14 protein-coding genes and 2 tRNA genes are annotated in these 12551 nt (G+C 70.8%); 9 read left to right on the forward strand and 7 right to left on the reverse strand.

Annotated elements, in window-relative coordinates:
* Nucleotides 1-28: 28 nt before the first annotated feature.
* From bioD to ACYVC6_RS09335, 5 genes are read right to left on the reverse strand one after another with little or no spacing between them, the layout of a single operon-like run.
* Nucleotides 29-694, reverse strand: a complete 666-nt coding sequence (bioD, locus tag ACYVC6_RS09315; protein WP_460713221.1) for a dethiobiotin synthase — start codon at nucleotides 692-694, stop codon at nucleotides 29-31.
* Entirely contained in the window at nucleotides 691-1821 is a 1131-nt protein-coding gene (locus ACYVC6_RS09320; protein WP_460713223.1) for an 8-amino-7-oxononanoate synthase, read from the reverse strand. The genes bioD and ACYVC6_RS09320 overlap by 4 nt, the downstream gene beginning before the upstream one ends.
* Entirely contained in the window at nucleotides 1818-3098 is a 1281-nt protein-coding gene (locus ACYVC6_RS09325) for an adenosylmethionine--8-amino-7-oxononanoate transaminase (RefSeq protein ID WP_460713225.1), read from the reverse strand. Before ACYVC6_RS09325 ends, ACYVC6_RS09320 begins: the two co-directional genes overlap by 4 nt.
* Nucleotides 3091-4158 (reverse strand): biotin synthase BioB, encoded by a 1068-nt coding sequence (bioB, locus tag ACYVC6_RS09330; protein WP_460713227.1) that lies wholly within the window; start codon nucleotides 4156-4158, stop codon nucleotides 3091-3093. Before bioB ends, ACYVC6_RS09325 begins: the two co-directional genes overlap by 8 nt.
* A 23-nt stretch (nucleotides 4159-4181) precedes the next feature.
* Nucleotides 4182-4487 carry a DUF1905 domain-containing protein gene (locus ACYVC6_RS09335; RefSeq protein ID WP_460713229.1) on the reverse strand — a complete coding sequence of 102 codons (306 nt, stop codon included), beginning with the start codon at nucleotides 4485-4487 and terminating at the stop codon, nucleotides 4182-4184.
* Between ACYVC6_RS09335 and ACYVC6_RS09340 the strand changes: the two genes are divergently transcribed.
* On the forward strand, nucleotides 4486-4872 hold the full coding sequence (locus ACYVC6_RS09340) for a VOC family protein (RefSeq protein ID WP_460713231.1): 387 nt from the start codon (nucleotides 4486-4488) through the stop codon (nucleotides 4870-4872). The genes ACYVC6_RS09335 and ACYVC6_RS09340 overlap by 2 nt on opposite strands.
* 102 nt (nucleotides 4873-4974) lie before the next feature.
* Nucleotides 4975-5418, forward strand: coding sequence for a DUF1330 domain-containing protein (locus ACYVC6_RS09345; RefSeq protein ID WP_460713233.1), 444 nt, complete (start codon nucleotides 4975-4977; stop codon nucleotides 5416-5418).
* Here the strand turns inward: ACYVC6_RS09345 and ACYVC6_RS09350 are convergent.
* Nucleotides 5408-6268: a 3-methyladenine DNA glycosylase gene (locus ACYVC6_RS09350; protein ID WP_460713235.1), complete on the reverse strand. Its 861-nt coding sequence runs from the start codon at nucleotides 6266-6268 to the stop codon at nucleotides 5408-5410. The two genes, ACYVC6_RS09345 and ACYVC6_RS09350, sit on opposite strands and share 11 nt — an antisense overlap.
* Before the next feature lie 4 nt (nucleotides 6269-6272).
* Nucleotides 6273-6641 carry a VOC family protein gene (locus tag ACYVC6_RS09355; RefSeq protein ID WP_460713237.1) on the reverse strand — a complete coding sequence of 123 codons (369 nt, stop codon included), beginning with the start codon at nucleotides 6639-6641 and terminating at the stop codon, nucleotides 6273-6275.
* 59 nt (nucleotides 6642-6700) lie between these two features.
* On the opposite strand from ACYVC6_RS09355, the gene ACYVC6_RS09360 reads away from it, so the two are divergent.
* The 7 genes from ACYVC6_RS09360 to ACYVC6_RS09390 all read left to right on the forward strand — a co-directional run bounded on the left by ACYVC6_RS09360 (nucleotide 6701) and on the right by ACYVC6_RS09390 (nucleotide 12515).
* A complete protein-coding gene (locus tag ACYVC6_RS09360; protein ID WP_460713239.1) occupies nucleotides 6701-7153 on the forward strand; it encodes a MarR family winged helix-turn-helix transcriptional regulator in 453 nt (150 codons plus the stop codon).
* A 9-nt stretch (nucleotides 7154-7162) separates the two neighbouring features.
* Nucleotides 7163-7972 (forward strand): fumarylacetoacetate hydrolase family protein, encoded by an 810-nt coding sequence (locus ACYVC6_RS09365; protein ID WP_460713241.1) that lies wholly within the window; start codon nucleotides 7163-7165, stop codon nucleotides 7970-7972.
* Complete coding sequence (gene gltX / locus ACYVC6_RS09370; protein WP_460713243.1) at nucleotides 7969-9420, forward strand: glutamate--tRNA ligase; 1452 nt, start codon at nucleotides 7969-7971, stop codon at nucleotides 9418-9420. Before ACYVC6_RS09365 ends, gltX begins: the two co-directional genes overlap by 4 nt.
* Nucleotides 9417-10436, forward strand: coding sequence for a lysostaphin resistance A-like protein (locus ACYVC6_RS09375; RefSeq protein ID WP_460713245.1), 1020 nt, complete (start codon nucleotides 9417-9419; stop codon nucleotides 10434-10436). Before gltX ends, ACYVC6_RS09375 begins: the two co-directional genes overlap by 4 nt.
* Before the next feature lie 65 nt (nucleotides 10437-10501).
* A tRNA-Gln gene (locus ACYVC6_RS09380) sits at nucleotides 10502-10573 on the forward strand.
* A gap of 61 nt (nucleotides 10574-10634) precedes the next feature.
* Nucleotides 10635-10710 (forward strand) — tRNA-Glu (locus tag ACYVC6_RS09385).
* A gap of 482 nt (nucleotides 10711-11192) precedes the next feature.
* A complete protein-coding gene (locus tag ACYVC6_RS09390; protein WP_460713247.1) occupies nucleotides 11193-12515 on the forward strand; it encodes an ABC transporter substrate-binding protein in 1323 nt (440 codons plus the stop codon).
* The last annotated feature ends 36 nt before the right edge of the window (nucleotides 12516-12551 follow it).

Genomic DNA, 12551 nt, shown 5'->3' on the forward strand with positions numbered 1-12551 from the left:
CGGCGGTCGGGCGTGGGTCGGACCTGCGTCACTGCTCCTTGGCGGTGAACCAGCCGGGCGCCGCGGCCCGGAACTCGTCCCGGTCGAGCGCGCCCGCTCCCTCGGGCAGCACCGCGAGCAGTGGAAGTCCGGTGACGCGCGGCAGGTCCTCGAGGTTGCAGCGCTCGGCCAGCCCGGCGTCGGCCGGCCACGAGCCGACGACGATGCCAGGAACGGTCAGGCCGTGCGCCTGGAGCGCATCGACCGTGAGCTGGGTGTGGTTGAGCGTGCCCAGCCCCGCGGACGCGACGACCACTACCTCGACCTCGGTGACGGCGGCCAGCATCGTCGCGAGGTCCAGCAGCGTGCCGCCGTCCGAGTCGAGCCGGACGAGGAGCCCGCCGGCGCCCTCGACGATCACGGTCTCGAACGGCAGGGCGGCGATCGGGGCGACGTAGGACCCGACGTGCGGGATCTCGACGCCTTGCCGGCGGGCGGCGGTGTCGGGAGCGAGCGGCTCGTCGAGGGTGGTCCACTCGACGGTCTCGACGCCGGTGAGCCGGGCGACCTCGCGCGCGTCGGAGTCGCCGTCAGCGGCGCCGGTCTGCACGGGCTTGACCACGACGACGGTGCCCGTCACGGTGGCGGCGAGCGCCGCGGTCGCCACCGTCTTGCCGACCCCGGTCGACGTGCCGGTGACCAGGACGACACTCATCGGCTCTCCTTGGCAATGCCGGCCAGGACGGTCACGGCACGGGCCCAATCCTCGTCGGTGACGCCGGCGCTCACGGTGATCCGCAGCCGGGACACGCCGTCGGGCACCGAGGGCGGCCGGAAGCAGCCGACCAGGACGCCCTGCGCCCGCGCCGCGGCCTGCGCGGCCACCGCGGCCTGCGGTGAGGGCATCGGCAGGGAGACGACGGCCCCCTGCGGCGCGTCCACGCCCAGCTGGTGGGCGAGGTCGTCGACCCGGGCTCGGACCAGCCGCGGGAGACCTGGGCGGTCACGCAGCACGCCGAGCGCGGCCAGCGCAGCTCCCGCTGCGGCGGGCGCCAGCGCAGTGTCGAAGATGAACGGCCGGGCGGTGTTGACCAGGTGGTCGATGAGCTCCGGTGGGCCGAGCACGGCGCCGCCCTGGCTGCCCAGCGCCTTGGACAGGGTCAGCGTCACCACCACGTGTGGCAGCCCGGCCAGGCCGAGCCGGTGGACCACTCCACGGCCGTGCACCCCCAGGCCGTGCGCCTCGTCGACCAGCAGCAGCGCGCCCTGCTCGGCGCAGACCTCGGCCAGCTCGACGAGCGGCGCCTCGTCGCCGAGGACCGAGTAGATCGACTCCGCCAGCACCAACACCCGCCGGCCGTCGGCGCTCTCGAGCGCGAGGCGGACCGCGTCGACGGACGAGTGGGGCACGACAGCGACCTCGGCGCGCGAGAGCCGGGCCGCGTCGACCAGGGAGGCATGGATGTGGGCGTCGGAGACGACCAGGCACCCGCGGCCGACGAGCGCGGTGACAACGGCGAGGTTGGCTGCATAGCCGCTGCTGGTGACCAGCGCGGCCGGCTGGCCGGCGTACGCCGCCAGCGCGTGCTCGAGGTCGACGTGCAGGTCGAGCGTGCCGGTGACCAGCCGGGACGCCCCGGCGCCGGCGCCCCACCGCTGGGCGGCTGCCGCCGCGGCCGCGACGACCACGGGATCGCGGGCCAGGCCGAGGTAGTCGTTGCCGGCCAGGTCGACCAGCCCGTCGGCGCTGCCGCGGGGGAGCAGGGTGCGGCGCAGGCCGGCGTCGTCGCGGCGTACGGCCTGCTGCGCCAGCCAGTCCGACCAGGGCTTGTCGACGTTCATCCGACCTCCACCGCCCGGCCGATCGCCCGGCAGATCTGCGCGACGTCGTCGTCGGAGGTCACGTAGGGCGGCATCGTGTAGATCAGGTCGCGGAACGGGCGCAGCCACACGCCCTCCTCGGCGGCGGCGTCGGTCGCTTTGACGACGTCGACCGGGTGGTCGAGCTGGACGACACCGACGGCACCGATCGTGCGCACGTCGGAGACGCCCGGCAGGCCGCGCAGCGGCCGGAGCCCGGCACTCAGCCCCGCACCGACCCTGGCCACGTTGGCCCGCCAGCCCGACGACTCGAGCAGGTCGAGGCTGGCCAGCGCGACCGCGCACGCCAGCGGGTTGCCCATGTAGGTGGGGCCGTGCATGAGCACCCCTGACTCCGACGCTGAGACGCCGCGGGCGACCTCGGCCGTCGTCAGGACGGCGGCGAGGGTCAGGTAGCCGCCGGTGAGTGCCTTGCCGACGCACATGATGTCGGGGGCCACCCCGGCGGCCTCGGCCGCGAAGAAGGTGCCGGTGCGGCCGAAGCCGGTGGCGATCTCGTCGAAGACCAGCAGCAGCCCGTGCTGGTCGGCCACCTCGCGCATCACCCGCAGGCAGGACGCGTCGTAGACGTGCATCCCGCCGGCGCCCTGGAGCAGTGGCTCGACGACGATCCCGGCCAGCTCGAGAGCGTGCCCGGCGGCCAGCTCGCGGAAGCCCGCGGCCCAGCCCTCCACATCACCGCCCGGTGCCGGCGGCTGGTCGGCGAAGACCTGCTCGGGCAGGACGCCGCTGAACATCGAGTGCATGCCGCCCACCGGGTCGCACACGCTCATGCAGCCGAACGTGTCACCGTGGTAGCCGCCGCGCAGCGTCAGCATCCGGGTGCGCTCCGGCCGGCCGAGGCCGCGCTGGTGCTGGAGCACCATCTTCAGCGCCACCTCGACGCTCACCGACCCCGAGTCGGCGAGGAACACGCGGTCGAGCCCGTCGGGGGCGAGGGCGACCAGGCGCTCGGCGAGCCGGACCGCGGGGGCGTGGGTGAGCCCGCCGAACATCACGTGCGCCATGTCGTCGAGCTGGCGGCGTACGGCGGCGTCGAGCTCCGGGACCGCGTAGCCGTGCAGCGCCGCCCACCACGACGACATGGCGTCGACGAGCTCGGTGCCGTCAGCCAGGCGGATGCGTACGCCGGAGGCGCTCTCCACCAGCCGGACCGGTGTCGGTTCCGTCATCGAGGTGTAGGGGTGCCAGAGGTGCTCGCGGTCGTACGCGAGCAGGTGGTGCGGAGTCTCAAGCATTGGGCGCGACGGCGGTGCCGGCACCGCGGCGGCGCTTGGCGGGGTCGTACGTCTGGGGCGCCGCGGGCGCCTGGGGCGCCGCCCCCAGCACGGTGAAGCCGTGGTCGCGGATCAGCTCGAGGTCGGCCTCGGCGGCCTGGCCCTCGGAAGTGAGGTAGTCGCCGAGGAAGATCGAGTTGGCGACCTGGAGCGCCAGCCCCTGGAGGCTGCGCAGGTGCATCTCGCGGCCGCCGGCGATCCGGATCTCCTTGTCCGGGCACACGAAGCGCGCCATCGCCAGGATCTTGACGCAGCGCATCGGGGTGAGGTCCCAGACGTTCTCGTAAGGCGTGCCGTCGAAGGGCATCAGGAAGTTGACCGGGATCGAGTCCGACTCGAGATCCCTGAGTGCGAACAGCGCCTCGACCAGCTGCTCGTCGGTCTCGCCGAGACCGGCGATCAGGCCGCTGCACGGCGAGAGACCCGCGCCCTTGGCCTTCTGGACCGTGTCGACGCGGTCGGCGTAGGTGTGGGTCTGGACGATCTGCTCGTGGTGGGACTCGGCGGTGTTGATGTTGTGGTTGTAGGCGTCCACCCCGGCCTCGCGCAGCCGCTCGGCCTGGCCGTCCTTGAGCAGCCCGAGGCAGGCGCAGATCTCCACGTCGGGGTGCTCGGCCTTGATCGAGCCGACCATGTCGGCGACCCGGTCGACGTCCTTGTTGGTGGGACCACGGCCGCTGGAGACCATGCACACCCGGGTCGCACCGCCCTTGAGGCCGGCGGCGGCCTGCTCGAGCGCCTCGTCGGTGCTCAGCCACTTGTACTTGAGGATGTCGGCGCTGGAGCCGAGGGCCTGGGAGCAGTAGTTGCAGTTCTCGGGGCACAGCCCGGACTTGAGGTTGACCAGGTAGTTGACCTTGACGGTGTTGCCGAAGTGTTCACGGCGGAGCCGGGACGCCGCCGCGACGACGTCCATCAGCTCGTCGTCGTGCGCCCGGAGGACCGCCAGAGCGTCGTCCTCGGTGGCGGGCTTGCCGTCGAGCACGGAGGCGGCGAGCTGGTCGAAGAACGACTGCGTCATGCGCAGAAGTATGCCGGGCGGGCTCACTCGGCCAGGAGGACGTCCAGGCTCACCGCCACGGCATCGCCGACCTCGATGCCCTCGGCCCGGCGCACCGCCTTCTTGACCGGCAGCACGAAGCACTCCGAGGCGGGGAACACCGACGTGCGCCAGGTCGTGGCGCCCACGGTGACCTCGACCCGGTAGGAGCCGAAGCCGGCCGGCATCGCACCGCTGAGCCGGATGTCCTCGCTGGGTTCCTCCGGCACCGTGACGAAGCACCACGCACCTTGGCTCTCGTGCTCCCAGAGCTCCGCCTCGAAGCCGATCGTGACCATGATGGACAGCATGCCGCTCCGCTCCGACAAGACCACCTGGTTCGGCGTCGTGCTCGGCGCTCCGAACGCCCAGGCCCTGGCCGAGTTCTACGCCCGGCTGCTCGGCTGGCAGCTCTACCCCGACGAGTCCGACCCGGGGTTCGTCTCGGTCGCGCCGGACGAGACGACCGGCTACAACCTGGCCTGCCAGACCGAGCCGGACCACGTGCCCCCGGTGTGGCCGGCCGGCCCGGGCGACCAGCAGATGCAGCTGCACCTCGACCTCCAGGTCGACGACCTCGAGCAGGCGGTGACGTACGCCGTCGAGTGCGGCGCCGAGCTGGCGGCGTTCCAGCCCCAGGAGCGGGTCCGGGTCCTGCTGGACCCGGCCGGCCACCCCTTCTGTCTCTACCTCTGAACTGGATCCGTCCGAACCGGCCACGACGGGACCAGCGGGGAGAGCCGGAGGGCCCGCCCCGGTCCGGGGAATGCACGAGCGGCCGCCGCGGTTTCCCGGGCCATGACTCGCCAGCAAGTCCTCGCCGCTCGGGTGCACCGGCTCGGCCGGTTGTATGCGGAGATCGGCGGCCCGACACAGGACCAATGGGGGCACATGCTGTCCATCCCGAGCGATCGTCCGGTGACTCTCGTCAACCTGTTCGCGTTCCGGGGTATCGCCGACTACGGGTCGGTCACGGACCTGGCGGTGACGGGGCGGGAGGCGTTCGACAGCTATGCCGCCGTGTCGGCGCCGGCCCTCGACCGCGTGGGCGGGAGGTTCGTCCACTTCGGCAGTCATCAGGGCAACCTCGTCGGTGACGACGAGACGTGGGACCTGGTGGTGGTGGGCGAGTATCCGAGCCTGGACGCGCTCCTCGCGCTCCACGAGGACCCTGCCTACCTAGATGCCTACCGCCACAGAGTCGCGGCGTGCGCACGGCAACGGGTCTTGATCAGCGCGTGATTCGAAGGAGCTGTTCGCAGGTCGAGATCAGCTCCTGGCGGAGGGGAACGGCCGCGTCGGCGAATGCTCTCTGCGCATCCGCATACGCCCTCTTGCCCTGTGGCGTCTCGACCTCGATGGGAGTCCACGGCTCTCCGGTGGGATCGAGCGTGATCTCGGTCAGGTCGTAAGGCGCGGCCCGCATGTCGAGCACGCGGATGTCGCGCGCCAGCTCGAAGCAGTCGGCCACCAGCTCGGACGGCACGAGCGGGGAGAGCCGGAAGGCGTGCTTGTAGAGGTCCATCCCGGCGTGCAGGCAGGCCGGCTGCTCGAACGCGGGGCGGTCGTGCGGGCCGGGGGACAGGGTGTTGAGCTGCCGGGCCGGCTCGGTGAAGAAGCGGAACGCGTCGAAGTGCGAGCAGGCGATCCGGTGCGACTCCACGACCTCGTCGGTGCCGGCGGCTCCGAGCCGCAACGGCCACGTGGCGTGCCGGGTCTCTTCCTGCGATTGGCGGTAGACCATCGCCCACTCGTGCATGCCGAAGCAGCCGAAGTTGGCAGGGCGCCCGGCGGTGGCGACGAGCAGCGTGTGGATGCTCTCGACCAGAGGTCGTCGGGCGGCCACGTCGGCGTCGGTCAGGGCCTCCGGCTCGCGGCCGGCCAGCGCGACGCCGTAGCCGGGGTGCCAGCGGCGGAGCTGGGCCGGCCGGAACGAGTAGTAGGTGAACAGGAAGTCGTGCACCGGATGCTTCACACCGTCGCGGCGGCGCCCGAGGTGGTCGGCGACCAAGGCATCGACGCGAGCCTCGTGTGCGGCGGCCCGGGCATGCCAGACCGCCTCGTCGAGGACGACCCGGTCGAGCACGCGCATCGGGTCAGGATAGGGGCGCGAAGCTGACCAGCCCGACCATGTTGCCCTCGGAGTCGGTGATGAACGCCTGCCACTCCTCGGTGCCGGCCGGGCCGAGCGTGTCGTCCTCGTGGCTGAAGATCTGGTGCGGCTCGGTGACGACGCTGACCTTGTCGCGCAGCTCCTCGACGCGGGTGCGGACGTCGTCGACCTCCAGGTAGAGCATCGAGGAGGGCGCGTTGGCGTCGAGCAGCAGCCGGGTGCCGTCGAGGTCGAAGAACAGCAGCCCCGGCGGGTCGAAGCGGCCGGTCGGCTCGGCGCCGAGCAGGTCGGAGTAGAACGTCGCGGCGCGGTCGAGGTCCGTGGCCCTCAGGGCCACCTGGGTCAGGTGCATCGCCGACACCCCTTGAGTTAGGTCTGCTAACGGTCGTTGGTGAAACTAACATGTGTCGTGTGAGTGCGGAAGACCTGACCGAGGCAGGGCGGCGGCTCAACTCGTTCGCCATCCACCTCCTGCGGGCCATGCACCGGGTCGACGCGGAGTCCGGCCTCACACCGGCCCGGCTAAGTGCGCTCTCGGTCCTGCACTTCGGGGGGCCGCGCACCCTCGGGAGGCTCGCCCGGGACGAGGAGGTCACCAGCGCGACCATGTCCCGGCTCGTCGACGCGCTGTGCGACCTCGGCCTCGCGGCGCGGACGGCGCACCCCGACCACGCGGGCATGGTGGTCGTGACGGCGACCGACGCAGGGAGTGCCCTGATGCGCGCGGCCGCCGACCGGAGGATCGAGGTGATCGCCGGGGCGCTCGGCGACCTGCCGGCCCGCGAGCGCCGCGCGGTGGCCCAGGCCACGTCCCACCTGGCGGGCCTGGAGGAGCGGGTCAGGGAGCGTGTGTCGCGCAGATAGGGTCGGACGGTGCGCATCGCCCGATTCACCACCGGTGAGGACCCTCAGTACGGCGTCGTCACCGGCGACCTCGACCAGCACGGCGAGCCGGGGGAGGACAGCGTCATCGTGGCGCTCGCCGGAGACCCGCTCTACGTCGGCATCAAGCTGCTCGAGGAGGAGCACCGGCTCGCCGACGTCCGGCTGCTCGCGCCGGTGCTGCCGCGGAGCAAGGTCGTGGGGATCGGCCGCAACTACGCCGCGCACGCGGCCGAGATGGGCAGCGACGTCCCGGACGAGCCGCTGATGTTCCTCAAGCCCAACACCAGCGTGGTGGGGCCGGGCGACCAGATCATCTACCCGCCGCAGACCAGCAACCTCCACTACGAGGGCGAGCTCGCGGTCGTGATCGGCCGGATCTGCCGCGACGTACCCCCCGAGCAGGCGACCGACGTGATCCACGGCTACACGATCGCCAACGACGTGACCGCCCGCGACCTGCAGAAGAGCGACGTCCAGTTCACCCGGGCCAAGGGCTTCGACTCGTTCTGTCCGCTCGGCCCCTGGATCGAGACCGACCTCGACCCCGATGACTTCGCCAAGGGACGCCGGCTGCAGACCCACCTCAACGGTGACGTCGTCCAGGACGGCACGACCGCCGACCTGATCTTCGACATCCCCTCCCTCATCGCCCACGTCAGCAGCGTGATGACGCTGCTGCCCGGCGACGTGATCCTCACCGGCACGCCCGAGGGTGTCGGGCCGATGGAGGTCGGCGACGAGGTCGAGGTGTCGATCGAGGGGATCGGCTCGCTGACCAACACGGTGGCGACCCGATGACCGCCAGTCCCGTCCGGGTGCGGATGGCGCCCAGCCCGACCGGCAGCCCGCACGTCGGCCTGGCGCGCACCGCCCTGTTCAACTGGGCGTTCGCACGCCACCACGGCGGCACCTTCGTGTTCCGGATCGAGGACACCGACCACGCCCGCAACACCCAGGAGTCCTACGACGGCCTGATCGAGGTCATGCAGTGGCTCGGGCTCGACTGGGACGAGGGCCCGCTCAAGGGCGGCGAGTTCGGCCCCTACCGCCAGAGCGAGCGCACCGACATCTACCTCGACGTGCTCGCGCAGCTGCGCGGCACCCGGTTCACCTACGACTGCTACTGCACCACCGAGGAGGTCGACGCGCGGCGCAAGGCGTCCGGCTCCAAGGTGATGGGTTACGACGGCTTCTGCCGCGACCTGTCCGACGAGCAGCTGATGGTGTTCGAGGAGGAGGGCCGCAAGCCGGTCGTCCGCTTCCGGATGCCGGAGGGCTCGCTGACCTGGGACGACCTGGTCCGCGGCGAGATCACCTTCGAGACGCAGTTCGTGCCGGACTTCGCGCTGTGCCGGGCCAACGGCGAGCCGCTCTACACGCTGGTCAACCCGGTCGACGACGCGCTCATGCAGATCACCCACGTCCTGCGCGGCGAGGACCTGCTGTCGAGCACGCCCCGGCAGCTCGCGCTCTACGCGGCGCTGACCGAGCTCGGGATCGCCAAGGAGGTGCCCCGGTTCGGGCACCTGCCCTACGTCATGGGCGAGGGCAACAAGAAGCTCAGCAAGCGCGACCCGAAGGCGCACCTCATCGCCTACCGCGACGCCGGCTTCCTCCCCGAGGGCCTGCTCAACTACCTCGCCCTGCTCGGCTGGGCGATCGCCCCCGACCGCGACGTGTTCACCCTCGAGGAGATGGTGGCCGCGTTCGACATCGCCGACGTCAACCCCAACCCGGCCCGCTTCGACGAGAAGAAGGCCGACGCGATCAACGCCGCGCACATGCGGATGCTGTCGGTCGAGGAGATGACCGAGCGGGTGCTGCCGTTCCTCGAGGCCGCAGGGGTCGTCGACCCGACCTCGCTGCCGGACCGGCAGCTCCTCGACCTGGCCATGCCGTTGGTGGCCGAGCGGATCAACAAGCTCACCGAGGCAGTGCCGATGCTCGGCTTCCTGTTCGTCGACGAGGACGCCTTCGAGGTCCTCGACGAGATCGACGAGGCCGGCCGCGACGTCGTACGCGCGGCGCACGAGGCGCTGTCGGGACTCTCCGAGTGGTCGACCGCCGCGATCCAGGAGGCGTTGCAGGCAGAGCTGGTGGAGAAGCGCGAGCTCAAGCCCCGGGTCGCGTTCGGCCCGGTGCGGGTGGCCGTGTCGGGGCGGAAGGTCTCGCCCCCGCTCTTCGAGTCCCTGGAGCTGCTCGGCCGCGAGCGCAGCCTGGGTCGGCTGGCACGGGCGGCGGGGTGACCCACAACCCGTACGGCGGGTGGCCACCGCCCGGCTACGTTCATCCCGAGCCGCCGGCTCCGGCGGCGCCGATCGGTTCCGTCGAGTACCACCTGATCCAGCGCGCCGGTGCGGAAGGCTGGTGGCGCCCCGCGGTCGGCGTCGTCTCCTTGGCGCTGAGCTTCTTCGTCGTGCCGGCCATCCTGGGGCTCGTCCTCCTGGTCATCCTGCTCACCCAGGGCGACAGCGTGGAGGAAGCGACGAACAGGTTCGCCGACACGGACAACGTCACCCCGCTGGTGCTCGGGTTCCTCAACGTCAGCCTGGCCGCGCTGATCCCCGTGTGCCTCCTGCTCACCTGGCTGCTGCACCGGCTCCGCCCCGGCTGGCTGTCCTCCGTGGCTCCCCGGCTGCGGTGGGGCTGGATGGCGGCCTGCTTCGGCCTGGCGTTCGTCGCGCTGGTCGTGACCGTGGTCGTCGCCACCCTCCTGCCGAGTGCGGGCGAGGCCGCCGAGATGAGCGGTGAGCTCAACGAGTGGACGACCACGACCCGCGACTTCGTCCTCGTCATCGTCCTGCTCACGCCGCTCCAGGCCGCGGGGGAGGAGTACGCGTTCCGGGGCTACCTCACCCAGGCCTTCGGCGGGATCTTCGCCCCGCTCGGCCCCCAGGCCGGCCGGGCCGCCGCGGTGCTGCTCCCGGCGGTGCTGTTCGCGCTCGCGCACGGCGCGCAGGACGCGCCGGTCTTCGTCGACCGGCTCGCCTTCGGGCTGGTCGCGGGGGTCCTGGTCATCACCACCGGCGGGCTCGAGGCAGGCATCGCCATGCACGTGCTCAACAACTTCCTGGCCTACGGCTTCGCACTCGCCTACAGCGACATGACCTCGGCCCTCAACCCCAGCGGCGGCAGCTGGTGGCAGCTGCCGGTCACCCTCACCCAGTCCCTGGCCTACCTCGGGCTGGCGACCTGGGTCGCCCGCCGCATGGGAGTCGCCAGGACGACCTCGGTTTTGGAGGGGTCTGAGCGGCGCGTGTAAGGTTTCGCCTCGGTCTGGAGCCCGGTGACAACAGCGGCAAACCGGGCCTAACACCAGTAATACAGTGGGATATGGTGTAATTGGCAGCACGACTGGTTCTGGTCCAGTTAGTCTAGGTTCGAGTCCTAGTATCCCAGCGAAACAGCCAGCGATTTGGGCCCGCACGCGGGGTTTCTGTACGCTCTCGCAGGTTGTCTCGCCCCCGTTGTGTAGCGGCCTAGCACGCTGCCCTCTCACGGCAGTAGCGCCGGTTCGAATCCGGTCGGGGGTACCAAGGCGGTCTTCCTCGACTCCCTCGAGCCTTACCTGCTTCAGGCCGACGACAACCCGAGGCTGTTCCGCAGGGCGTCCTCGACGGGCTGTTCGCCCCGGTCTGGGCCCAGCCGACCTGGCTGACCGACTTCCGCGGCGAGATCGAGAAGATCGACATCCCGGCTCTGATCGTGCACGGAACGGCGACAACATCCTCCCCATCGACGCCACCGGCCGGCGCTTCGCCAACGCCCTGCCCACTTCGACGTACGTCGAGATCGACGGCGCCCCGCACGGCGTGCCCTGGACCCACGCTGACGAGGTCAACGAGCTCCTGGTCGACTTCCTCGGTCGCTGAAGGACTACCGGGCGGCGGTTGTGCGCCGGTTGACAACAAGCCGTGCGCCGACGGTCAAGCCAGCGGGTTCTGTCGGGCGCAGAGTGATGGCGATCACCACACCTGCCGGCCCGCTCGGGCGGACCTTCACCTCTAGGAGTTCTCACATGTTGGCAGTTCGCCTCATGAGTCTCGCTGCCGCCGGCGCGCTTGTCGCAGCCCTCGCGGGCTGCGCTTCCTCCGACGACAACGATGCCGACTCGGACATCGATGCCGACCAGCTCTCCGGCGAGATCGCCTGCGGCCTGTCCAACGGCGAGGAGGCCACCGGCGCGCCGATCAAGGTCGGCGCGATCTCGACGGAGTCCGGCGGCATCGACTTCTCGTCGTCCTCGAAGGCCGCCCAGGCGTACTTCGACTGCGTGAACGCCAACGGCGGCATCAACGGTCGGCCGATCGAGTACGACCGACAGGACGACGGGCTGGACCCGCAGAAGGCGTCCGCACTCGCGACCAAGTTCGCCGGTGACACCGACGTCGTCGCCATGGCCGGCGGCGCCTCGTTCATCGCATGCGGCATCAACCAGCCGATCTACGAGAAGGGCAACCTCTACGACATCCTCGGCGTGGGCGTGCCCCAGCCGTGCTTCTACTCCAAGAACATGTCGGCACTCAACGCGGGTCCCCGCCTGTCGATGATCTCGGCGGTCCAGCAGCAGGTGGAGGAGAACGGCGTCACCTCGGCTGCCGGCTCGGGCTACACCATCCCCGGTCTCGGTGACTGGGTGAAGGAGGGCCTCGAGGCCTACGGCAAGGAGCAAGGGGTGGACATCAGCTACTTCGACCTCGTGCCTCCGCCGATCGAGGACGCGACCAGCCTCGTCACCCAGCTGCGCGACAAGAAGCCGGGCACCTTTGCGCTCGGATGGGCTGCGGCCGACAACGCCACCTACCTCAAGGCGGCGGAGCAGCAGGCGCTCGGTGAGGACACGACGGTCACCTGCCTCACTCCGTGCTACGACACCACGTTCCCCGGTCAGATCGGCAGCTTCTGGAACGACAAGCTCTGGTCGAACTCGGAGTTCTCGATGCTGGACTCCGAGGGCGAGGACAACCTCAACTGGCGCCGTGTGCTCCAGGACTTCGGCACGACGGACCAGCCCCGCGACTCGTTCTCTCAGGGCGGCTACCTCGCGGCTCGGGTCCTGGTGGACACCCTGCTCGAGCTGGACCCGGACACGATCTCGCGGGAGACCGTGAGCGCCGCCATTCAGGGGATCAAGGGGTTCGAGACGGACATGCTGTGCCAGGCCTGGTACTTCTCCGGCCCGAACGGCCACAACAACGCCAACCACCAGCTGCTCAACGTGAAGCTGGGAGCCGACAGCGAGTTCGAGAAGGCCAACGACTGCTTCGAGACCCAGGACCCGGGGCTCGCAGACATCATCGCCTTCGAACAGGCCAACCCGGACGTGCTGACCGGTAGCTGACGCCCACGCCCCTGTGGAGGGCCGGGGCGCAGCCCC

This window comes from Nocardioides dilutus (genome assembly GCF_054779555.1).

Excerpts from the sequence above, each read along its gene's own strand:
- bioD (WP_460713221.1), bottom strand. The coding sequence starts at position 694 with ATGAGTGTCGTCCTGGTCACCGGCACGTCGACCGGGGTCGGCAAGACG.
- ACYVC6_RS09320 (WP_460713223.1), bottom strand. The coding sequence starts at position 1,821 with ATGAACGTCGACAAGCCCTGGTCGGACTGGCTGGCGCAGCAGGCCGTA.
- ACYVC6_RS09325 (WP_460713225.1), bottom strand. The coding sequence starts at position 3,098 with ATGCTTGAGACTCCGCACCACCTGCTCGCGTACGACCGCGAGCACCTC.
- bioB (WP_460713227.1), bottom strand. The coding sequence starts at position 4,158 with ATGACGCAGTCGTTCTTCGACCAGCTCGCCGCCTCCGTGCTCGACGGC.
- ACYVC6_RS09340 (WP_460713231.1), top strand. The coding sequence starts at position 4,486 with ATGCCGCTCCGCTCCGACAAGACCACCTGGTTCGGCGTCGTGCTCGGC.
- ACYVC6_RS09335 (WP_460713229.1), bottom strand. The coding sequence starts at position 4,487 with ATGCTGTCCATCATGGTCACGATCGGCTTCGAGGCGGAGCTCTGGGAG.
- ACYVC6_RS09345 (WP_460713233.1), top strand. The coding sequence starts at position 4,975 with ATGACTCGCCAGCAAGTCCTCGCCGCTCGGGTGCACCGGCTCGGCCGG.
- ACYVC6_RS09350 (WP_460713235.1), bottom strand. The coding sequence starts at position 6,268 with ATGCGCGTGCTCGACCGGGTCGTCCTCGACGAGGCGGTCTGGCATGCC.
- ACYVC6_RS09355 (WP_460713237.1), bottom strand. The coding sequence starts at position 6,641 with ATGCACCTGACCCAGGTGGCCCTGAGGGCCACGGACCTCGACCGCGCC.
- gltX (WP_460713243.1), top strand. The coding sequence starts at position 7,969 with ATGACCGCCAGTCCCGTCCGGGTGCGGATGGCGCCCAGCCCGACCGGC.
- ACYVC6_RS09390 (WP_460713247.1), top strand. The coding sequence starts at position 11,193 with ATGTTGGCAGTTCGCCTCATGAGTCTCGCTGCCGCCGGCGCGCTTGTC.